Genomic DNA, 22,184 nt, shown 5'->3' on the forward strand with positions numbered 1-22,184 from the left:
TATGGGAAATCACGCAGTCGAATTAGTTAATATAAATAAAAGATTTGGAGATAATATTGTTCTTGACGATATAAATTTATATATTAGAGATAAGGAGTTTTTAACTCTTTTAGGTCCATCAGGTTGTGGAAAGACTACTACATTAAGACTTATTGGAGGTTTTGAAACTCCTACAAGTGGAAAAATTTTATTTGAAGGAAAAGACATTTCTAATGTTCCTCCTTATGAAAGAAATATAAATACAGTCTTTCAAAAATATGCTCTTTTTCCAAATATGAATGTTTATGAAAATATTGCTTTTGGTCTTAGAATTAAGAAAATGCAAGAAAGTATTATTAATGAAAAAGTTAAAGAAATGCTAAGACTTGTAAACTTGAAAGGGTATGAAAAAAGATCTATTATATCTTTAAGTGGGGGTCAACAACAAAGAATTGCAATTGCAAGAGCTTTGGTAAACGAACCAAAAGTTTTACTTTTAGATGAGCCACTTGGTGCTTTGGATTTACAACTTAGGAAAGATATGCAAGTTGAGCTTAAAAATATTCAAAAGAGAGTTGGGATTACATTCGTTTATGTAACTCATGATCAGGAAGAAGCTCTCACAATGAGCGATACTATTGTAGTTATGAATGATGGTAAAATTCAACAAGTTGGAACTCCGATAGATATTTATAACGAACCTAAAAATGCCTTTATAGCTTCTTTTATTGGAGAAAGTAATATTTTAGACGGAGTTATGAATGAAGATTTTGTCGTAAGTTTTTCAAATAGAACATTCAAATGTGTTGACAAAGGCTTTGCACCAAATGAAGAGATTGATGTAGTAATTCGTCCAGAAGATTTGGAGCTTGTTGATGAAGAAAATGGAATGTTGGTAGGTATTGTAAAGTCTGAAATTTTTAAAGGAGTTCATTATGAATTACTTGTTAAAGTTGGAGAAGTTGAGTATATGGTTCATTCCACGATTACAAAACCTATAGACTCAAAAGTTGGACTTAGAGTTACACCTGATAATATTCATATTATGAAAAAAGGAGCTAAAGAAATATAGATGAAATTTAAGAGGTTTGCATATCCATACGTTGTATGGTTGGTAATTTTTATTGTTGTTCCTCTTGTTTTCATAGCAAAATATTCAGTTGACTATGGAGGAGAAAATTTTCTTTTTTCATTGGAACATTACAAAAGATTTTTTAACCCGACTTATATTAAAGTTTTATTAAGATCTTTAAGAATGGCGGTTTTATCTACAGTATTATGTCTTATAATTGGTTATCCTTTTTCATATTTTATTTCAAAGTTTAAAGTTAAAACCAGAAATATGATGATTTTGTTGGTAGTAATTCCGATGTGGATGAACTTTTTACTTAGGACTTATTCTTGGATTAGTATTTTGAGTAAAAATGGACTTTTAAATTCAATTTTAGATTTTTTTGGACTTCCTACTGTAAATCTTATGTATTCTAATGTATCAATTTTAATAGGGATGGTATATAACTTTTTACCTTTTATGATTTTACCTATTTATACAACTTTGATTAAGATAGATAAGGAATATATTGAAGCATCTCATGATTTAGGTGCTAATAGGCTTAAGACTTTTACTAAATTAGTATTTCCTATGAGTTTGCCGGGAGTTATTACGGGAATTACAATGGTGTTTATTCCTGCAATTTCAACTTTCGAAATATCCGCACTTTTAGGTGGAAATAAAGAGAATTTAATAGGGAATATAATTGAACAACAATTTAGAGTAACAGGAAATTGGAATTTTGGTTCTGCAATGAGTATGGTACTTTTAGTTATGATTTTGGTTTCACTTTTCGTTATGAATAAGTTTGATCCAGAGTATTCAAAAGAGGTGGAAAATGGAAAATAAGTTAAAAAAATTATATATTTCATTAGTATTCATATTTATATATGCACCAATTTTTGTGCTTATACTTTATTCATTCAATGATTCAAAACTTAGAGGCTCTTTTACAGGAATTACTTTTAAATGGTATGTTGAATTATTTAATGATAAAGAGGTCTTGAGAGCTCTATATTATACAATACTGATTGCTGTTCTAACTACGGTAATTGCAACTTTTATAGGTACCGTTGCAGCTATCGGGATATATTATATGAAAAAAAGTGAAAAGTTTGTAGTTTTAAATTTGAATTACATTCCAGTTTTAAATCCAGATATAGTAATAGCTATTTCATTAATGGTTTTATATAAAGTTTTTAATATCGATTATGGATTTTTGACTTTGCTTGCTTCACATATCGTACTTGCGACGCCTTATGTAATACTTTCTGTTTATCCAAAGATGAAACATATGAATAAATTTTTACCTGAGGCAGCCATGGATTTAGGGGCAACACCTTTTTATGCTTTGAGAAAGGTTATTTTACCAGAAATTAAGCAAGGAGTATTTGCTGGAGCATTACTTGCGTTTACTCTTTCATTAGATGATTTCGTTATAGCATATTTTAATAGTGGAAATGGTGTTGTAAACTTAAGTACACAAATTTACTCTATGGCAAGAAAAGGAATAAATCCTTCAATAAATGCTCTTTCAACATTGATGTTTATTGCGATGTTAGTTCTTTTACTAATAATAAATAAGAAAAGTGAGGATGGTATATTATATGACTAAAAAAAATATATTTTTGAATGTACTTTTTTCATTTTGTATGATTTTTTTACTATCTTCTTGTAGTAAAAGAGAGGGAAATGTTGTAAATATGTATAATTGGGGAGAGTATATAGATAAAGAAGTTTTAGATGAATTCACAAGAGAAACCGGAATTAAAGTAAATTATGAAACCTTTGTTACTAACGAAGATATGTACTTGAAGATAAAACAAGGTGGAAGTAATTATGATATAGTTGTTCCTTCAGATTATATGATTGAAAAGATGATTAAGGAAGATATGCTTGAACCAATTGATAAAAGTAAGCTATCAAATTATAAGAACATAGATACAAAATTTTTAAATAAGAGCTATGATCCAGAATCGAAATATTCAATTCCTTTATATTGGGGAACATTAGGTATTTTGTATAATAAAAATTTAGTTGATGGAGAAATCACTTCTTGGGCTGATTTATGGGATGAAAAGCATAAAGATAAAATTGTTATGCTGGATAGTTCAAGAGATAGTTTTGCAGCAGCACTTTTAAAAAATGGTTTTTCGATGAATTCAAGAAATAAAGAAGAATTAGAAATTGCCAAGAAAGATTTAATTAAACAAAAAAAATCAATACTTGCATATCTTGTTGATGAGACAAAAGATAATATGTTAGCTGAAAATGCTGCAATTGCTGTGATGTACTCTGGAGATGCAACAGAATTGTTAGATGCAGATGAGAAGTTTGAATATGTAAAACCTAAAGAGGGGACAAATCTTTGGTTTGATTCAATGGTAATTTTAAAAAATTCAAAAAATAAAGAAAATGCTCATAAGTTGATAGATTTTTTAATTAGAAAAGATATTCTTTCGAAAAATATGAACTACACATATTATGCAGTTCCTAATCAAGAAGTTATTGATGAGAATGAACTAGTAAAATCTGTAACAGAAATTGATGATGAGTATTTCAAAAAAATGGAAGTATTCAAAGATCCGTCAGACTTTTTAAAAGAATATGATAATATCTGGACTGATGTAAAAGCAGATTAGAAAAGAGCATAGATTAAAAATCTATGCTCTTTTAAATTTAATATTATTTAGCTAATAAATATTCTAACATTAATTTACAAGTATTTTCTATACCTAAGATATGAGTTCTTTCATAACTATGGCTAGCATCAACTCCTGGGCCAATTAATGCACAACGAATATCATGTCCTGCTCTAAGTGCGGCAGTTGCATCTGATCCATAATGTGGATAAATATCTATTCTATAATCAATTTTCTTTTCTTCAGCAATTTTTCTTAATTTATTTCTCATTCCTAAATCATAAGGTGTTGAAGAATCCATCGCACAAATTGTTACAGCTCTTTCATCAGATTCTTGTCCAACACCAGGAGCCGCCATATCTACAGCAAAAAATTCAACAGTATTTTCAGGAATAAAGCTTGAACCATGACCAATTTCTTCGTAATTGCTTATAAAGAAATTAATTGTTTTCTTAGGTTTTATTTTATTATCAACTAAATGTTTTGCAAGTCCCATCATAGCAGCTATACAGGCTTTATCATCCAAATGTCTTGATTTAATAAAACCAGAGTCATAAATTCTACATCTTGGATCTAAACAGATAAAATCTCCAACTGAAATGCCAAGTTTTCTAACATCTTCAGCATTTTTAACAACCTCATCAATTCTTACTTCCATATTTTTTATAGAACGTTGAGCAGTTGTTGTAGTATCATAAACATGAACTGATGCTTCATTATATAGAACAGTTCCAGGAATTAATTTTCCGTCATAAGTTTTAATAAACACATTTTCAGTTTCAACACTTGTAGGAGAAAAACCACCAACTAAGCTAAAAGCTAGACGTCCATTCGCTTTTATTTCCTTAACCATTAAACCTAAAGTATCAACATGACCTGAAAAAGTTATAGCTTCTTTTTCTTCGCCTTCTATTGTAGCTATTAGAGCATTCTTATTAGTTCTTCTTGAAGGAATATTCAATTCCTTAAACTTTTTTTCCATAAAACAAATTGCATTTTCAGTATCTCCAGTAGGACTGTAGATGTTTAGTAACTCTTCAAGTAAATTTGTAACATAATTTTTATCCATAACAACCTCCAAATTTATTTTATATACTTATTATACACGATATTTAATATATTGCAAATAATTCTAAAATTGACAACGATATAATAAAATGATATACTTTCTTTGATTTAATTGGAATAGAGGAGTAGTATGAATATTTTAAATAATAAAAAATTTAATTTAATTATAAATGTATTAATTGTTTTTATCTGTATTTTAATGTTAATCTTTTTTAAGGCGAGAACTTTTGAAAAAGTATTAATTATTATGATTTTAATTTTAAAATTATTAAGTGTTTTTGATTTTTTTAAAAATAAAAGAATAGAAGAAAAACAGGAAGTAAAAAAAAGTGGGAAAAAGAAAAAGGGAGCAAAATAATGCTCCATTATCTTATTTTTTAAGCGTCAGATCTTGAAAATCCATTTTTCATTTCACAGCTTGCTGTGTAAAGAACTTTGCTTAGTAAATCAATTGTTTGTTTTCTTAGTTCTGTTGCAATTTCTTCATTTGCATTTTCACAAAATTCAACAATTTTTCCTTTAGCTACTTTTTTACTTAAGAATTTATCGTCGTATTTATTAATTATTTCATTACATTTTGATTGAATAGCTAATTGATAACGTTCAATATGTGAACTACAAGAAGCATAATGAGCATCTGCTAAAGCTGCTACTAAACGATTTGTCCAATAGAAATCATCTGTAGTAGGTACTCCTGTAGTATTTGCTAAATATTCAGGTGTCTTATCTATATTTACATAGAAAGGAATCATTGCATTAAATACATTTGAACCAAGAGCAAGCCATTCAATGCTTCTAATTGTTTCAGGCATATAAGGTCTTATTTGTACAAGACCTAAGAAATTATTTCTATTAATTCCAATTGGTCTGAATTTTCCTTTTTCATTTGAGAATTTACCATAAGGATCATAAGGTGTTCCTTGGAAATGATTAGAAAGTGCATATTTAATATCTTCAACAGTTATTTTTTTATCTGGAGTTCTACACCATGGAATATCATCTGATTCTGGTACATAATCAGCTTCCATTCCATCCCAATAATTTGTAAGTGGATTGAAATATCTTTGTAATACCCAAGCACGAGGAGTATTATAAGTATGATCTGCATCAGAGTGACTACCAAAAGCGTCTCTAGGATTTAAAGATCCATCAATAGAAAGATCTAGATGATATCTATTTATAAAATCTTTTAAGTCAGCAGAACACATATATTCTTTTTGTTCTCCAAAAGCATCTTCTAAATCAAAATAATCAAGACCAAGTTGATTTGGCATAATTACATAGCAATCGTCAGGAACACGTCTTGCAATCCAATGATGACCTCCGATAGTTTCTAACCACCAAATTTCATTAACATCTTGAAAAGCTATACCATTCATTTCATAAGTGCCATACTTTTCTAAAATTTCTCCAAGTCTAATTACACCTTCACGAGCAGATTTAATATATGGTAAAACTAAAGTAACCATATCTTCTTCACCTATTCCGCCTACTTTTTCAGCAACATAATCTTTATCACCTTTTTTTCCTACTGCAGGAACGAATTCTACAAGAGGATCTGCACCTAATACTCTTTCATTTGAAGTTAAAGTTTCAGTTGCAGTCATAGAAATATTTAATTCATTAACACCACAAGCACCCCAAATTCCTTCATTATCAACTGCATTAGGCATGCAAGTATAACGCATAGGATTAGTAGGTAAGTCAATTTTAACATGAGATAAAACTGATTTATATTTTACAGGTTGTTCCTTTGGATGAACAACTATAAACTTCTTTTCACAAAATTGACCTGATGGAGAGTCCTCATTACGAGCAACCATTGTTGATCCATCATAAGTAGCATTTTTTCCAACTAAAATTGTAGTACAAGCCATAATAAAATCTCCTTTCAAAATATAACTTTTTTGCATAAATTGTGTAACATTTCATCTATGCTACAACTATATTATACTCTGAAAAAAATAAAAAGTAAATATATTTAATAATAAATATCAAAAAGAAGCAAATAATCTAAAAATTTTTAAATTCCTCTTTCAGCCATAATAATTTCAATTTCATTTTCGTTGATTCCTACCATAGCTTCTCCAAGATTTTCAGAGACTTTAGCAATAACCTTAGGATCATTGTAATGTTTAACTGCTTCAACTATTGCCTTAGCTCTTTTTTCAGGATTTCCTGATTTAAAAATTCCTGAGCCCACAAATACGCCTTCAGCTCCCAATTGTCTCATAAGAGCTGCATCTGCCGGAGTTGCAACACCACCAGCTGAAAAATTAACAACTGGAAGTTTTCCATTTTCATGAACATATTTTAATAATTCATAAGGAACTTTAAATTCTTTTGCTTTTTCAAATAATTCATCTTCTGCCATTGCAGTTACTTGGCGGATTTCTCCTTGAATTTTTCTCATATGTGATACAGCTTGAACAACATCTCCCGTACCTGCTTCTCCTTTTGTACGAATCATTCTTGCACCTTCTTGAATACGTCTTAAAGCTTCTCCTAAATCTCTTGCACCACATACAAAAGGTGTATTAAATTTTGTTTTATCTACATGATGAATATTATCAGCAGGAGATAGCACTTCACTTTCATCAATGTAATCTATTCCTATTTCTTGTAAAATTTGAGCTTCAACAAAATGTCCGATTCTGCATTTTGCCATAACAGGAATAGAAACAGCTTTCATTATACTTTTAATCATTGCAGGGTCGCTCATTCTTGAAACACCACCAGCAACACGAATATCAGCAGGAATTCTTTCTAAAGCCATTACAGCTACTGCACCTGCTTTTTCAGCTATCTTTGCTTGTTCTGGTGTTGTAACATCCATTATAACTCCGCCTACAAAATTTTGTGTTAAATCTTTCTTTTTCATAATAACCCTTTCTCCTTAAATATATTTTATACAAAAAGTATATTATATTTTTGATACTAGAGAAAGAACCAAAATTGATATAAAAAATGGTATCAGATTATTTTTTTATCACACATAAAATTTTTCCTTTATCAAAAGTTACTTTTGCAGAATTTGCTTCTATAATATTACTTATGCAAAGAGAGTCTCCTTTTTTAAGAGTAATATTATTAACATTATATTTAAAACCAGATAATGTTAAATTTTTTATTTCTTCTGAAAATGGTATAAAAGAAATTTTAGTATTTAGTTCATTTTTAAAATAAAATTCTTTTTCTATTTTAAAAAGCAGTTCATTTTCTTTCAACAAAAATAAATTATCATATTTAAACATTAAATTAATATTTGTAAGTTCATGATCTATATCTCCACCGAATGCACCAATACAGTAGATTTTATCATATGATTTTTCTTTTATATAGTTTAAAATTAATTCTGAATCAGTAAAATCTTTATCTTTAGGGAATTTTTTTATAATTACATTTTTTTCTTCGTAAAAGCTTAAAATATCTTTATCAATTGAATCTAAGTCTCCCCAAATTTCATTTGGGGTTAAATTCAATTCGTGACATAGATTAGCACCGCCATCTGCACAAAAGATATCTCCTTTATTTTCCATAAAAAAATTTTTAAAAAAATTTACATTTCCTAAAAGTTTTCCATTAAAAAATATATAAGCAATTTTCATAATTTTTCTCCTAACTTAATTATAATTATATTTTAACATAATTTAAAAAATTTTAAACTATTGAATATTTTAATTAATAAGGGTATAATTTAATAAATTGAAGTTTAAATTTTAGTTAAAAGGAGTAGATACTATGTACTTAGAAAAAATAAATTCGCCTGATGATGTAAAAAAATTATCTATTGACGAGTTAAAAGAGTTAGTTGTAGAACTTAGGACACATTTATTAAAAAGACTTAGTGCAAAGGGCGGGCATATTGGTCCTAATCTTGGATCGTTGGAGTTTACACTTGCACTTCACTATGTTTTTGACTCACCAAAAGATAAGATTGTATTTGATGTGTCTCATCAAACTTATGTTCATAAGATGTTGACTGGAAGAAAAGACGCTTTTATGATTCCTGAAAAATATGGATCAGTTACAGGTTTTACTTCTCCAAAAGAAAGTGAACATGATTTTTTTACAATAGGTCATACTTCAACTTCAATAAGTCTTGCTTGTGGTCTTGCGAAAGCTAGAGATTTAAAAGGAGATAATGAAAATATTATTGCTGTTATAGGAGATGGTTCCTTAGGTGGAGGAGAAGCTCTTGAAGGTCTTAATAATGTTTATGAACTAAAAAGTAATATAATCGTAATTATAAATGATAATGATCAATCTATTGCTGAAAATCATGGTGGACTCTATAAAAATCTTCATGATTTAAGAAAAACTAAAGGCAAAGCAGAAAATAATCTATTTAAAGCAATGGGTCTTGATTATCTCTATGTTGATGATGGTAATGACATTGAAGAACTTATTTCATCATTTAAGTCAGTTAAAGATATTAAAAAACCTGTAGTTGTTCACCTTTCAACAACTAAGGGGAAGGGATTTAAACCTGCAGAAATTAATAGAGAGAAATTTCATTACGGAGTACCTTTTGATATTGAGACAGGAGAATTTAAAACTTTTGGGAATGTACAAAATGTAGAAAACTATAAAAACTTAACTGTCGATTACTTATTGAATGCAATTAAGAAAGATAAAACAGTGGCAATTTTGAATGCTGGGACACCAGGAGCTTTTAGATTTTCAAAAGAAATTAGAGAAGAAATGGGCAAGCAATATATTGATGTTGGAATAGAAGAAGAACATGCAGTTGCAATGTCTTCAGGACTCGCAAAAAATGGAGCAAAACCAGTTTTCTGTGTATATAGTACATTTATGCAAAGAACATATGACCAACTTTCTCAAGATTTGTGTTTAAATAACAATCCTGCATTAATATTAGTCTATGGGGCATCAATTTATGAAGAAAGTGATGCAACACATCTTGGAATTTTTGATATACCAATGATTTCAAATATTCCAAACTTGGTTTATCTTGCCCCTACTAATAAAGAAGAATATTTTAAGATGTTAGATTGGGGTTTAAATCAAACTGAACATCCAGTAGCAATAAGAGTTCCAGTAGTAGATGTTGTATCAACAGGAGAAGAAGATAAGACAGACTATTCTATACTAAATAAATACAAAGTTACTAAAAAAGGAAAAGATGTAGCCATAATAGCTCTAAGTAATTTCTATAATTTAGGAAAAGAAATAGCAGATGAATTGGGTGACGTTACTTTAATTAATCCTGTATATATTACTGGGTTAGACGAAGAATTATTAGAAAAATTAAAGGAAAATCACAAATTAGTAATAACATTAGAAGATAGTGTACTTGATGGAGGTTTTGGAGAAAAAGTTTCAAGATTTTATGGCACTTCGGATGTTAAAGTTAAAAACTATGGAATTAAAAAGAGTTTTCCAGATAGATTTGATGTAGAAGAATTTCTCATGGAAAATGGAATTTCAAAAGAACAAATTATTACAGATATTAAAGAGTTATTAGAAAAGTAAAGACAGTATGATTTATAAAAAAGCCGACTTATTTTTAAGACGGCTTTTTTAAAATTTTATATAAGAATCCCACTCTTCTACGATGCTTCGCATCGGGTGGGTTCCCGAAAACCTTGTTGTTTCACAATAAAAAAAGAGATTTCAGATGAAATCTCTTTAAATTTTTATTAGCATCCGCATCCACAACCACATGAACATTCATTATGATTTCTATTTTGGTATCTTTGTTCAACTATATCCCAGTTTACAACTTTCCACCATTCTTTTAAATATTCTGCTCTTCTATTTTGATATTTTAAATAATAAGCATGTTCCCAAACATCATTGCCTAAAAGAATTATCTTACCACAAGAAATAGGGCAGTCTTGGTTTGGAGTAGTAATTACATCAATATTTCCTTCTTTATCAGAAATTAGCCACACCCAACCTGAACCAAATTGTCCAGCACCTTTTTTGTTGAATTCTTCTTTAAATGCTTCAAAGTTTCCAAATTTTTCATCTATTTTTTTAGCTACTTCTCCAATAGGTTCTTTTGATCCACCTGGTGTCATGCTTTCCCAGAAAACATTGTGGTTAAAAACTCCACCAACATTATTTTTTATTCCATTCTTTTTATCTTCTGGAGCATGATCTAAATGTGTTAATATTTCTTCTAATGAAGCTTCTTCAAACACTGTATCTTTAATTAAGTTATTTAAGTTGTTTACATAAGTTTGATGATGTTTATCATGATGAAATTCCATAGTTTCCTTGTCTATAACAGGTTCTAGTGCATCATAAGCATAATTTAATTTTACTAATTCAAAAGCCATTTTTTTCCTCCTAAAATTTTCATTATTATTTAAAAACTTATTAGTTTTTCAAGTCTAATTTACCCATAGGAATACCTTTAAAACTTTAATAATTATTATCAATAAAATAAGGTTTTATATAATAAAACTTTGCTATTGAAGTTTTTTAAAAATGTGATATACTATGAACTGGAGGTATTTATGAAAATTATAATTGTTGGAGCAGGTAAAGTTGGAGAATATTTATTTAACGATTTAAATACAGAAGATAATGATATTATTTTAATAGAAAAAAGACAAGAAATTCTGAATGAAATGTTATCTAAATATGACATTATGGGGATTTTAGGAAGTGGTACAAATTTTGAACTTTTAGATGAAGCAGGAGTAAAAGATAGTGATGTTTTTATTGCTGTAACTGATAGTGATGAGATAAATATTATATCTTGTATTTTCGCTAAGAATATGGGCGCAAAGTATACAATAGCTCGTGTTAGAAACCCAGAATATTCTTCTAAATCTGGTTTTGTTAAGGAAGTATTGGGAATTGATTTAGTTATAAATCCTGAATTTGTAGCTGCAAGAGAAATATCTAGAGGATTAAAATATCCTTCTGCTCATTCTGTTGAAACATTTGCGGATGGTCGAGTAAAACTTATAGGTGTATCTATTGGAAAGGATAGCCCTATTAAAGACACTAAAATTGTAGATTTACAACAAAAATTTAATATAAAAATTTTAATTGGAATAGTTGAAAGAGAGGAAGAAATTTTTATCCCTTCAGGAGACTTCATTATTAAGGAAAATGATAAAATTTATTTTACTGGAACTGATGAGTTTGTATATAAATTTTATAACATTATTAAGGGTGGAGATAAAAAAATAGAATCTGTTTTTATTATAGGTGGAAGTAGAATTTCTTATTATTTAGTTTCTAATTTGATTCGTGAAAACATTAAAATAAAATTAGTTGAAGTTAATAGAGATTTAGCAATGTCATTTAGTGAAAAATTTCCATCAAACGTTAAAGTTATTTGTGCAGATGGTTCAGACTCTGATGTTTTAGATGAAGAGGGATTAACAAATTATGATGCTTGTGTGGCTTTAACAGGTATTGATGAAGAAAACATTATGTTAGGAATGTTTGCAGAAAAATCAAATGTAAAAAAAGCAGTAGCAAAGGTTAGTAGAATTTCCCTTTTAAATATAATTCCACCTACTGAAAGATTTTCATTTGTAACACCAAAAAGATTGGTTTCAGATATCATAATTAGTGTTGTAAGATCAATTATTAATAGTGAAGGTTCTAATATAGAGACTTTACATAGATTATCAAATAATGTGGAAGCAGTTGAAATAAAAGTTAATAAAAAGTCTAAAGCTATAGATATTCCACTAAAAGAGCTTGAAATAAAGAATAATGTACTTATAGCATACATAATTAGAGATAATAAATTGATTTTCCCAAGTGGAGAAGATTCTATAATGGTAAATGATACTGTAATAATAATTTCAAAGGCAAATTTAATACAAAATATAGATTGTATTTTGGTATAGGTGTATTATGAATAATAAAATTATAAGATATATTTTGAGTAAAATTTTATATATTGAGGCAGGATTTTTACTTTTACCAGTTATTGTTTCTCTAATATATAAAGAAAATTATATAAATATTTTAAGTTTTCTAGCTACTATATTCATATTATTGATATTTGGATATATTGTTGGATATAAAGCTGATGGAAGTGGAGCATTTTATGAGAAAGAGGGATTTATTATAGTTTCTTTGTCTTGGATACTTTTATCCGCTTTTGGCGCATTACCATTTGTTTTTTCAGGAGCAATTCCTAGCTTTATAGATGCTTTTTTTGAAACTTCTAGTGGTTTTACTACTACTGGAGCTAGTATCTTAACAGATGTTGAGGCACTTAGTCATTCATTACTATTTTGGAGAAGTTTTACACATTTAATTGGTGGAATGGGTATTTTAGTATTTGCATTAGCGATATTACCACGTTCAAATAGACATTCTCATATTATGAAAGCTGAAGTTCCGGGTCCTATTTTTGGAAAACTAGTTTCAAAAATGAGCTATACCGCTAGAATTTTATATAAGATTTACTTTGCAATGACTGGAGTTTTGATAATTGCACTTATTCTTGCAGGACATCCTATTTTTGATTCTTTTGTTCATGCATTTGGAGCGGCAGGAACAGGGGGATTTGGAATAAAAGCAAATTCAATTGCTTATTACAATAGTCCGCTAGTTGAAATGATTCTAGCAATTGCAATGATAATTTTTGGTATAAATTTTAACATATTTTATGTTATCTTAATAGGAAAAGCCAGAGATGGTTTAAAAAGCGAAGAATTAAGATGGTATTTGTTTATAGTTTTTGGAAGTGTTGTTTTAATATTTTTCAATATAAAAAATAATTATACTTCTTATTTAACTGCAGTTAAGGATATATTTTTTACAGTTTCTTCAATAATATCTACAACTGGGTATGCTACAGCAGATTTTGGAAAATGGCCACCTTTTTCTCATTTTATTCTTCTGTTCTTAATGTTCACAGGAGCTTGTGCTGGTTCAACTGCAGGTGGATTAAAAATTTCAAGATTTATAATTCTAGTTAAGTCATCTATTCTACAATTTAGAAAGGCAGTAAATCCAAAAAGAGTATTAAGTGTGAAAATGGATAATAAGGCTGTCGGGAATGAAGTATTAGAAGAAGTAAGGGCTTACTTTGTAATTTATATATTTTTAATTATTATTTTTACAATTTTAATATCTTTTTCGGTTCCTGACTTTTTAACTGCATTTTCAGCAGTAATGGCAACATTTAATAATATTGGCCCTGGAATGGCGATTGTAGGACCTACAGGAAGCTATGCAAGTCTTACAGATTTTAATAAGGTAGTTTTATCTTTTGCAATGCTAGCAGGAAGACTTGAAATATTCCCAATATTAATTTTATTTTCTTCAACAACTTGGAGAAAAAAATAGGGGGGAGATGTTTTTGGCTAAAAAATATTATGCGGTTAAGGTTGGAAAATCTGTTGGAATTTATAATAATTGGGAGGACTGTAAAAAACAAGTTACAGGTTTTTCAGGGGCAATTTATAAATCTTTTCCAACTTTAGAAGAAGCTAAAAATTATTTGAATAATGGAAATATAGAAAATGAAGTTAATAGCTTTAGTTTAGAAGATATTTCTGAAGATGAGATTGTAGCCTATGTAGATGGTTCTTATAAAAAAGATACTTTAGAATATGGATATGGAGTTGTACTAATTTTAAAAGATGATATTATTGAACTTTTTGGAAAGGGAGAAGACCCTGAAGTTGCAAAAAGTAGAAATGTAACTGGAGAGCTTTTTGGTTCAATTAGAGCTATTAGTGAGGCAATAAAACTTAAAAAGAAAAAAATAACTGTTTTTTACGATTATCAAGGCATTTCATCTTGGGCTAATGGAGAATGGAAATGCAATTTGCCTCTTACTATAGGATATAGAGATAAGATTAAAGAGTTTAGAAAGGAAATAGAGATTTTATTTGTAAAGGTTAAGGCACATTCAAATGATAAATATAATGATCTTGCAGACCATTTAGCAAAAAAATCTTTAGGAATTGAAAAATAATTTATGACTGAAATATTAAAACCGACAAAAGAAAATATAGAAAAATCTGCAAAATTAATATTAAATGATGAAATTGTTGCAATTCCAACAGAAACTGTATATGGTTTAGGAGCAAATGGATTATCAGATATTGCCGTTTCAAAAATTTTTAAGGCAAAAAATAGACCACAGGATAATCCATTGATATTGCATATTTCAGATTATGATATGATGGAAAAATTGGTTTATGAATTAAATGATGATATAAAAGAATTTTTAAATCATTTTTGGCCAGGACCATTAACTGTTGTTATGAAAAAGAAAGATATAATTCCTGAAGCTGTTAGTTGTGGACTTGATACCGTTGCAATTAGAATGCCGAATAATGAAATCGCAAGAAGTTTTATAAAGCAATGTGGTGTTCCAATAGCTGCACCTTCTGCAAATATTTCAGGGAAGCCGTCACCAACGACTGCAGAAGATGTTTTTACTGATATGAATGGTAAAATTTCTGTAATCTTAGATGGTGGACTTTGCAATATCGGAATAGAATCAACTGTTTTGGATTTGACTAAAAAACCTTATACGATTTTAAGACCTGGCTTTTATACAAAGGAAGATTTTTTGAAATATGAAGATAAAATTTTAATTGATGATGCTATTGTAACAGAAAATACAATTCCAAAATCACCTGGGCAAAAGTATAAACATTATGCACCAAAGGCAAAAGTTGTAGTAATTTCAGCTAAAGACAGAAAAAAATCATCAATTGAGATTGAAAAAATAATAAAAGAAAATAAAGACTTAAAAATCGGAATTTTTAAGTTTGACGAAACATTTTTAAATGTTGAAAGTGAAAATATTTTATCATTGGGTTCAATTTTTGATTTAAAAGAAATGTCAAAAATATTATTTAAAGGTCTTAGAGAATTCGACGAAAAAAATGTTGATTTGATTATTGTTGAGGGTTGTGATGAAAATGGACTCGGATTTTCAATAATGAACAGACTAAAAAAATCCTCTAGTGGAAATATAAAATACATTGATTAACAGTGAACTTTAAAGGAGTTAGTAATTTGAAAGAATTGATTATTAAAGAAATCGTTGATATTAAAGAAAAGGAGAAAATATCGAGAGAAATATTAAATGATCTTCCTGAATGGTTTGGTATGCCAGAAAGTACGGAAGAATATATTACAGATTCACAAGACAAACCGTTTATTGCTTGTTTTATGGATAATGAGGCAGTAGGTTTTGTAGTATTGAATTCTACAAGTGTGGATTGTGCAGATATTTTTGTTATGGGAATTAAGAAAAACTATCATAGAATGGGAATAGGAACAAAGTTAAATGATGCTTATGAAAAATTGGCAAAAAAGCTTGGTTACACTTATACTCAAGTTAAAACTGTTCAGACTGGACATTATAAAGAATATGATATAACAAATAATTTCTACAAATCTGTAGGATATAAGGAATTGGAAGTTTTTCCAACACTATGGGATGAATGGAATCCATGTCAAATATATATTAAATATATTGGAGATTAGAATTGTTTGATATCTAAATTAAATAATTAAATATAAGATGAAAGGCAGTAAATCAAATTATACTGCTTTTTTATTGTTCAAATTATGATATAATAATTATAGATTTATGCCTTATGATAAAGCTGTAATTATTTCATCATAATAACCTAAATTTAATTATAAAAAAGAGATTATGATATAATAATTATGTATTGAAAAATGATTTATGATTTTGTATTTGGAGGAAGTATGAAAAGAAATATTATTTTTTATCTGATTTCCTTAATATGTGGAATTTTATTTTGTTATTTTCTCAAAATGGAACATTTTACAAAATTTTATATATTTTTGGGTTTATCATTTACTTGTATAGTTTCATATTTTTTTAGATTCAATAAAATAAAATTATTTCTTTTGATTTTCTCATTAGGCTTTTTAGTTAGCTTTTTTTCAGAGAAAGAAAGTAATTTAAAACAATTCTTTGATCAAGAAGTTTCTTTTACGGGAGAAGTTTTAAATTCAACTGCTCGTTCTGATGGAGAGGGATTCAAACATGAAGTCAGATTAAAAAATATTGAAAATATAGAAAAATCAGAGAAAATTTTACTTTTTACAAATCATAAAAAGTTTGAAATTGGAGATATTGTAAGTGTAGCGGGAAAACTTAGAGAAATAAGGTCAAATGGTAATCCTAGACTTTTTAATTATAAGAGATTTAATTTAAAAAAGAATATATATTCAAATATTTATTCTGATGATGTGAAAAAAATTGGAGAGAATAAAAATTTAAAGGGAGCTTTTCATAATTTTGTTGAGAATGTCTTTGATACTTCTCTTTCATCTGAAAATTCGGATATTATGAAGAGGATATTTCTTGCAAATAATTATGATACGGCTTTTGAAAATGATATTAGAGAAATTGGACTTTCACATATTTTAGCCGTTAGTGGTCTACATATTGGAATAATATATCTAATTTTAAGCAAAATTTTAATCATTTTACCAATAAAAAGAATTTTTAGAGAAATTGTAATTTTATTTTTTATATTTTTATATGCATATTTGATTGGCAATCCAGCAAGTGTTTTAAGGGCAGAAATATTTTTGTTTATCTCTATATTTTCGTCGCTTTATGGAAAAGTTAAAGATAGATTAAATGACCTTTTGTTGACTATTTTTGTCATTTTATTAATAAATCCATATATGATTTTTGATGTAGGATTGTATTTAAGTGCGTTTTCAGTACTTGGAATTATAAAGATTTTACCATATTTTTCAAATAAGAGGGATGGTTTTGTACTCAAATCTTTAAAACTTACTTTTTCGGTTATGCTTATAATTTTACCTATTATTTTATATACTTTTGGGAAGTTTTCAGTTATTACCTTCTTTAGTAATTTAGTATTAACACCAATTTTTGTAATTTGCATAGTTATTTCGTTTTTTATTTTGTTATTTGGTTTATTTAGTTTAAAAGTTTGTGTATTTTTGGGATTATTAGTTAATAATTTATTAAATCTTATAAGATTAAATGTTGATTTTTTAAAGGATATAAATATAAACGTTACTTTTTATGAATATAACATAGTACTTTTAATTTTTACATATTTTTTACTTTTAATTTATTTTAATAGGAGAAATTTTAAGTATTTTACATTTGATAACTTTAAATTTTTTATACTTTCTGTTATGATTCTATTTGTTTCTACAAATATTTATAACATTTATAAAAATGAAGTAAATATCAATTTCATAGATATAGGACAGGGAGATGCCTGTTTAATAAGAGGAAAACAGAATAATATTCTAATAGATACAGGTGGAATTACTTTTGGTAAAGGAGATAACGGAAAATCTGTTTTAATTCCATATTTACAGAAAAATGGGGTTAAAAAACTAGATTTTGTATTTATTTCACATTTGGATGCAGACCATTGTAAAAATTTGGGATCTTTATCTAAGGAAGTGGAGATTAAAAATTTATTTTTTAGAAAAGACGGGTATAGAGGTTTTGTAAAAAAATATGGAGAAGTTAAGGCTGAAAATATTTATAATATTGAAAATAATTTAAAAATAAATTTAGAAGATGTGGATTTAGAAGTTTTAAAAGCAAAAGATTCTACAGAAGAAAATGAAAGATCCATAATAGTTAGAGTTACAGTAAATGGAAAGAAAATACTTTTTACTGGAGATATTGGAGCTTTTACAGAAAATCAGCTTATAAAAAACGATATAGACTGTGATTATCTGAAAGTTGCTCATCATGGGAGTAAGAATTCTAGTTCACCTGAATTTTTATCAGCTTCAAGTCCAAAAACTTCTATAATTTCCTGTGGTTATAAAAATAGATATAACCATCCACATAAAGATGCACTAGATAGAATAAAATCTACAGGAAGTGATGTTTTTAGGACTGATTTACAGGGAAATATTATGCTTAGAATTAATAAATTTGAAGAAAAAATTACAGGCTTTAGAGAAATTGATGGAAATTTATTAGGTTTATTAAATTTCTATTTTATGGATATTTTAAATATTATAATGTATTTATTAGGATTCTTTGTTTTAGTTAAAATAAATAATGATTTAATAATAGATTTAGGCTTTATTAAGGAGGAACTATGAATTATATACAAGCTATGAAGTTGCTAGACAATGGGGAACTTAATGGTATATATGTTTTAAGTGGGGAAGAAATTTTTTTGATAGATAGATTTGTTGAGCTATTTAAAGAGAATATTGTTTCAAAAGATTTTTTTGATATGAATTATATCGAATATGATTTTTCAAAAATTGACTTGCAAAAGTTAAAGATTGATTGTGAAACAGCTCCATTTTTTAGTAATAAAAGACTTATTATTGTAAATGATGTAAATCTTTCAAAAAATGGAATTTCTATATATAAAAATTTTTTTGAGGAAATGTATGATTATATAGATAAGATTCCAAATACAACAGTTCTTCTTTTTGTCATGAAAGGAAGTCTTGCTTTTCGTGGTAAATTTTATAAACAAATTTCAATTTTAGGTCATAATATTGAATTAGTAAGATTTAATGAAATTGAACTTTTTAAATTTATTAAGAAAAGATTTGTTTCAAAAAATATCGAAGTTAAAGATATTGTTTTAAAATATATTATCGATAGAATTGGGTATTTAGATAGTAGCAGAGAAAAAAATCTTTATGATGTAGAAAATGAAGTAAATAAACTTCTTAACTCATTTTCTAAAGATGTTTTAGATTTTAAAGATGTTGATGAAATTTTAGTAGATAAATTTGAAAATAGTATTTTTAAATTACTTGATATGATTTCTAAAAAAGATTATAAAAATTCTATTAAGATTTTAGTTGAGCTTAAAAAATCGGGAGAGGACTCTTTTTCTACATTTTATATGATTGTAAGATATATTAGAAATCTTTTAGGAGTAAAAGTTTTGAAACTAAAACAAAAACATATAGACTATATTTCAAAAGAGTTAAAAATTTCAAATTACGAATGTAAAAAATTGTATTCAGTTTGTGATAGTTTTTCTATAAAAACTCTATGTAATTATATTGATTTAACATATTCTGTAGAATCAGATATTAAGACAAAAAATAGAGATATAGATTTATTGTTGGAGCTTTTAATTTCAAAAATGTCATTAGGAGGTGCTTCTTTTGAGTAAAAAGGTTAATATTTTTGTTGACGGAATGACTTGTCAAGCTTGTTCTATGAAAGTTGAAAAGGGACTATCAAAGCTTAAAATAGTTGAAGACGTCTCTGTAAATCTTATGAGCAAAACTGTAACAGTATCCGTTGAAGATGGAGCGAAAGTTGAAGGTCTTATTGGAGTTATAAAGAGACTTGGATATAAACCGAAAAGAGATGAGGTAAAAATTGAAAAGAGCAGTATCAAAGTTGAAGATATTGAAAAAATAATTTCTGAGTTAAAAGAAAAAGATACTGTTTTAGTAAAAGATGAAGAAGACATTTTAAAAGTAAAATACTTAAAAGATGTTGTTTCTTTAGATGAAATAAATTCAATTTTAGAGAAATATAAAATTTCGGTTAAAAAAGAAAAAAAGGAAAGACAAAATATATATGAAGATGAAATTAAGGACTTAAAAAAGGACTTAATTATTTCGATAGTATTTAGTGTACCACTTATGGTTTCAATGTTTTTCCATATGTTCAATTTGCATAAATTTATGCTTAATGGTTATATTCAATGGGCTTTGGCAAGTGTTGTTCAATTTTATGTAGGTAAAAGATATTATATAAACGCCTATAAAAACTTAAAAAATAAAAGTACAAATATGGATGTTTTAATAGCTTTTGGGACTTCAATGGCGTATTTTTATTCTGTTTATAAAGTTTTAATCGGAAGTGTTGATGTTTATTTTGACAGTTCTGCAATGATTATAACACTAATCTTACTTGGTAAATTTTTTGAAGCAAATGCAAAGTCAAATACTTTCGGGGCAATTATGAAATTGATGGATTTGAAAGCGGACTATGCAATTGTAATTGACGGAGATAGAGAAGTTAAAAAGAATATTGAAGATGTAAGAATTGGAGATATTGTTTTAGTTAAACCTTACGAAAAAATTCCTGTTGATGGTGTTATTATTTCAGGGAATAGTTCTGTAAATCAAGCTATGATTACCGGAGAATCTGTTCCTGTTGAAAAAAATATAGGAGATACTGTTATTGGAGCAACTAATAATATAGAGGGAATTTTAAAAATTGAAGTAAAGAGTACAGTAGAAAATTCTGTATTATCTAAAATACTTGATTTAGTTCAAAATGCTCAGACAAAAAAAGCCCCTGTTCAAAGACTTGCAGATAAAATTTCAAGTTATTTTGTACCAGGTGTAATTTTGTCATCTTTAGCTACTTTAGTAATAACTTATATTGTAACAAAAGATTTTACAACAAGCTTATTAAATAGCTGTGCAGTAATGGTTATAGCTTGTCCTTGTTCACTTGGTTTGGCAACACCAACAGCGATTATGTCAGGAACAGGAGTCGCTGCACAAAATGGAATTTTGATAAAGAGTGGAGAAGTCTTAGAAAAAATTCATAAAATGGATAGCATTATTTTTGATAAGACAGGAACGCTAACAACTGGAAAGTTAAAAGTTGTTGATATAAAGAATAATACTGATTTATCAGAAGAAGATTTCTTAGGTCTAATTTATTCTTTAGAAAAAAATACAGATCATCCTATTGCTAAATCTATTGTAAACTATTGTAAAGAAAAAAATGTAAAAGAATTGGACATTTCAGACTTGAAAGTAATTGCTGGAATGGGAGTTCAAGCTAATTACAATGGCAAAGAAATTTTGATTGGAAAGAGAAAATATATTGAAGAAAAACTTGGAAAATTAGAACTAAATATAGAAAATGAATTACTGACAATCTTTATTTCTATAGGAAATGAATTTGCAGGTTTTGTAGTTTTAGAAGATGAAATTTCAAATAATGCATTTGAAATAATTAAGAAATTAAAAGAAAAAAATATTGATGTTTATATGATAACTGGAGATAGTGAAGTAGTTGCTAGAAAAGTTGCAAATAAACTTGGAATAGATAATGTACTTTATGAAGTTATGCCAGATGAAAAATCTCAAAAAGTTATAGAATTGCAAAAACAAGGAAAAATTGTTGCAATGGTAGGGGATGGAATAAATGATGCTCCTGCTCTTGCAAGTGCAGATATAAGTTTTGCAATGGGAACCGGAACAGATATTGCAATGGAAACTTCAGATATTACTTTGATGAATGGGAATTTAAACACACTTTTAAATTCAATCAATATAAGTGAACAAACTCTTAAAATAATCAAACAAAATTTATTCTGGGCTTTTTTCTATAATATTATTGCAATTCCTTTTGCTGCATTCGGATACTTAAATCCTATGCTTGCAGGATTTACAATGAGTTTTAGTTCAGTAAGTGTTGTTTTAAACAGTTTAAGATTAAAAAGATATAAATTTTAGAAAAAATGGTATGCTTTTAA

At 27.6% G+C, this 22,184-nt stretch carries 19 protein-coding genes; 14 read left to right on the forward strand and 5 right to left on the reverse strand.

The window, feature by feature from the left end:
- The first annotated feature begins 1 nt into the window (after position 1).
- The 4 genes from potA to WFJ11_RS02380 are packed head-to-tail and all read left to right on the forward strand — an operon-like array spanning position 2 to position 3,672.
- Positions 2-1,051, forward strand: coding sequence for a spermidine/putrescine ABC transporter ATP-binding protein (gene potA / locus WFJ11_RS02365; RefSeq protein ID WP_338817602.1), 1,050 nt, complete (start codon positions 2-4; stop codon positions 1,049-1,051).
- The gene (locus tag WFJ11_RS02370) at positions 1,052-1,879 is read left to right on the forward strand and encodes an ABC transporter permease (RefSeq protein ID WP_338817603.1); all 828 of its coding nucleotides are present in this window, start codon (positions 1,052-1,054) and stop codon (positions 1,877-1,879) included. It begins immediately after the preceding gene.
- Positions 1,869-2,645, forward strand: coding sequence for an ABC transporter permease (locus tag WFJ11_RS02375; protein WP_269722443.1), 777 nt, complete (start codon positions 1,869-1,871; stop codon positions 2,643-2,645). Before WFJ11_RS02370 ends, WFJ11_RS02375 begins: the two co-directional genes overlap by 11 nt.
- A gap of 37 nt (positions 2,646-2,682) precedes the next feature.
- Positions 2,683-3,672, forward strand: a complete 990-nt coding sequence (locus WFJ11_RS02380; RefSeq protein ID WP_009354294.1) for an ABC transporter substrate-binding protein — start codon at positions 2,683-2,685, stop codon at positions 3,670-3,672.
- A gap of 43 nt (positions 3,673-3,715) precedes the next feature.
- Here the strand turns inward: WFJ11_RS02380 and WFJ11_RS02385 are convergent, their stop codons facing one another.
- Entirely contained in the window at positions 3,716-4,741 is a 1,026-nt protein-coding gene (locus tag WFJ11_RS02385) for a M42 family metallopeptidase (protein ID WP_338817604.1), read from the reverse strand.
- Between the two features lie 129 nt (positions 4,742-4,870).
- Between WFJ11_RS02385 and WFJ11_RS02390 the strand changes: the two genes are divergently transcribed.
- Positions 4,871-5,098, forward strand: a complete 228-nt coding sequence (locus WFJ11_RS02390) for a hypothetical protein (protein WP_009372811.1) — start codon at positions 4,871-4,873, stop codon at positions 5,096-5,098.
- A 19-nt stretch (positions 5,099-5,117) separates the two neighbouring features.
- On the opposite strand, the gene WFJ11_RS02395 is transcribed toward WFJ11_RS02390, so the two are convergent.
- The 3 genes from WFJ11_RS02395 to WFJ11_RS02405 all read right to left on the reverse strand — a co-directional run bounded on the left by WFJ11_RS02395 (position 5,118) and on the right by WFJ11_RS02405 (position 8,348).
- Positions 5,118-6,617, reverse strand: coding sequence for a C69 family dipeptidase (locus WFJ11_RS02395; protein WP_338817759.1), 1,500 nt, complete (start codon positions 6,615-6,617; stop codon positions 5,118-5,120).
- Positions 6,618-6,763: 146 nt separating this feature from the next.
- Positions 6,764-7,621, reverse strand: a complete 858-nt coding sequence (gene pdxS / locus WFJ11_RS02400) for a pyridoxal 5'-phosphate synthase lyase subunit PdxS (protein WP_323987996.1) — start codon at positions 7,619-7,621, stop codon at positions 6,764-6,766.
- A gap of 97 nt (positions 7,622-7,718) precedes the next feature.
- Positions 7,719-8,348, reverse strand: coding sequence for a thiamine diphosphokinase (locus WFJ11_RS02405; RefSeq protein WP_338817605.1), 630 nt, complete (start codon positions 8,346-8,348; stop codon positions 7,719-7,721).
- A 133-nt stretch (positions 8,349-8,481) separates the two neighbouring features.
- Here WFJ11_RS02405 and WFJ11_RS02410 point away from each other — a divergent pair, with 133 nt between their 5' ends.
- Positions 8,482-10,236, forward strand: coding sequence for a 1-deoxy-D-xylulose-5-phosphate synthase (locus WFJ11_RS02410; protein ID WP_338817606.1), 1,755 nt, complete (start codon positions 8,482-8,484; stop codon positions 10,234-10,236).
- Between the two features lie 167 nt (positions 10,237-10,403).
- Here WFJ11_RS02410 and WFJ11_RS02415 read toward each other — a convergent pair whose 3' ends face one another.
- Positions 10,404-11,048 carry a superoxide dismutase gene (locus tag WFJ11_RS02415; protein ID WP_009372802.1) on the reverse strand — a complete coding sequence of 215 codons (645 nt, stop codon included), beginning with the start codon at positions 11,046-11,048 and terminating at the stop codon, positions 10,404-10,406.
- A 180-nt stretch (positions 11,049-11,228) separates the two neighbouring features.
- On the opposite strand from WFJ11_RS02415, the gene trkA reads away from it, so the two are divergent.
- The 8 genes from trkA to WFJ11_RS02455 all read left to right on the forward strand — a co-directional run bounded on the left by trkA (position 11,229) and on the right by WFJ11_RS02455 (position 22,164).
- Positions 11,229-12,584 carry a Trk system potassium transporter TrkA gene (gene trkA, locus WFJ11_RS02420; protein ID WP_338817608.1) on the forward strand — a complete coding sequence of 452 codons (1,356 nt, stop codon included), beginning with the start codon at positions 11,229-11,231 and terminating at the stop codon, positions 12,582-12,584.
- 7 nt (positions 12,585-12,591) lie between these two features.
- Entirely contained in the window at positions 12,592-14,037 is a 1,446-nt protein-coding gene (locus tag WFJ11_RS02425) for a TrkH family potassium uptake protein (RefSeq protein ID WP_293438759.1), read from the forward strand.
- A 13-nt stretch (positions 14,038-14,050) separates the two neighbouring features.
- Positions 14,051-14,671 carry a ribonuclease H family protein gene (locus WFJ11_RS02430; protein ID WP_323987989.1) on the forward strand — a complete coding sequence of 207 codons (621 nt, stop codon included), beginning with the start codon at positions 14,051-14,053 and terminating at the stop codon, positions 14,669-14,671.
- Between the two features lie 3 nt (positions 14,672-14,674).
- Positions 14,675-15,700: an L-threonylcarbamoyladenylate synthase gene (locus WFJ11_RS02435; RefSeq protein WP_338817609.1), complete on the forward strand. Its 1,026-nt coding sequence runs from the start codon at positions 14,675-14,677 to the stop codon at positions 15,698-15,700.
- Positions 15,701-15,726: 26 nt separating this feature from the next.
- On the forward strand, positions 15,727-16,200 hold the full coding sequence (locus tag WFJ11_RS02440; protein WP_338817610.1) for a GNAT family N-acetyltransferase: 474 nt from the start codon (positions 15,727-15,729) through the stop codon (positions 16,198-16,200).
- 228 nt (positions 16,201-16,428) lie between these two features.
- A complete protein-coding gene (locus WFJ11_RS02445; RefSeq protein WP_338817612.1) occupies positions 16,429-18,804 on the forward strand; it encodes a DNA internalization-related competence protein ComEC/Rec2 in 2,376 nt (791 codons plus the stop codon).
- Positions 18,801-19,847 carry a DNA polymerase III subunit delta gene (gene holA, locus WFJ11_RS02450; RefSeq protein WP_338817613.1) on the forward strand — a complete coding sequence of 349 codons (1,047 nt, stop codon included), beginning with the start codon at positions 18,801-18,803 and terminating at the stop codon, positions 19,845-19,847. The genes WFJ11_RS02445 and holA overlap by 4 nt, the downstream gene beginning before the upstream one ends.
- A complete protein-coding gene (locus tag WFJ11_RS02455) occupies positions 19,831-22,164 on the forward strand; it encodes a heavy metal translocating P-type ATPase (protein ID WP_338817614.1) in 2,334 nt (777 codons plus the stop codon). Before holA ends, WFJ11_RS02455 begins: the two co-directional genes overlap by 17 nt.
- Positions 22,165-22,184: the final 20 nt, after the last annotated feature.

This window comes from Parvimonas micra (assembly GCF_037482165.1).
Taxonomy (GTDB): Bacteria; Bacillota; Clostridia; order Tissierellales; family Peptoniphilaceae; genus Parvimonas.

Bases quoted from the DNA above. Each gene is read 5' to 3' on its own strand.
- WFJ11_RS02385 (WP_338817604.1), bottom strand. From the start codon at position 4,741: ATGGATAAAAATTATGTTACAAATTTACTTGAAGAGTTACTAAACATC.
- WFJ11_RS02390 (WP_009372811.1), top strand. From the start codon at position 4,871: ATGAATATTTTAAATAATAAAAAATTTAATTTAATTATAAATGTATTA.
- WFJ11_RS02445 (WP_338817612.1), top strand. From the start codon at position 16,429: ATGAAAAGAAATATTATTTTTTATCTGATTTCCTTAATATGTGGAATT.
- WFJ11_RS02380 (WP_009354294.1), top strand. From the start codon at position 2,683: ATGATTTTTTTACTATCTTCTTGTAGTAAAAGAGAGGGAAATGTTGTA.
- WFJ11_RS02375 (WP_269722443.1), top strand. From the start codon at position 1,869: ATGGAAAATAAGTTAAAAAAATTATATATTTCATTAGTATTCATATTT.
- potA (WP_338817602.1), top strand. From the start codon at position 2: ATGGGAAATCACGCAGTCGAATTAGTTAATATAAATAAAAGATTTGGA.
- trkA (WP_338817608.1), top strand. From the start codon at position 11,229: ATGAAAATTATAATTGTTGGAGCAGGTAAAGTTGGAGAATATTTATTT.
- pdxS (WP_323987996.1), bottom strand. From the start codon at position 7,621: ATGAAAAAGAAAGATTTAACACAAAATTTTGTAGGCGGAGTTATAATG.
- WFJ11_RS02425 (WP_293438759.1), top strand. From the start codon at position 12,592: ATGAATAATAAAATTATAAGATATATTTTGAGTAAAATTTTATATATT.
- WFJ11_RS02410 (WP_338817606.1), top strand. From the start codon at position 8,482: ATGTACTTAGAAAAAATAAATTCGCCTGATGATGTAAAAAAATTATCT.
- holA (WP_338817613.1), top strand. From the start codon at position 18,801: ATGAATTATATACAAGCTATGAAGTTGCTAGACAATGGGGAACTTAAT.
- WFJ11_RS02370 (WP_338817603.1), top strand. From the start codon at position 1,052: ATGAAATTTAAGAGGTTTGCATATCCATACGTTGTATGGTTGGTAATT.
- WFJ11_RS02405 (WP_338817605.1), bottom strand. From the start codon at position 8,348: ATGAAAATTGCTTATATATTTTTTAATGGAAAACTTTTAGGAAATGTA.
- WFJ11_RS02435 (WP_338817609.1), top strand. From the start codon at position 14,675: ATGACTGAAATATTAAAACCGACAAAAGAAAATATAGAAAAATCTGCA.
- WFJ11_RS02415 (WP_009372802.1), bottom strand. From the start codon at position 11,048: ATGGCTTTTGAATTAGTAAAATTAAATTATGCTTATGATGCACTAGAA.
- WFJ11_RS02395 (WP_338817759.1), bottom strand. From the start codon at position 6,617: ATGGCTTGTACTACAATTTTAGTTGGAAAAAATGCTACTTATGATGGA.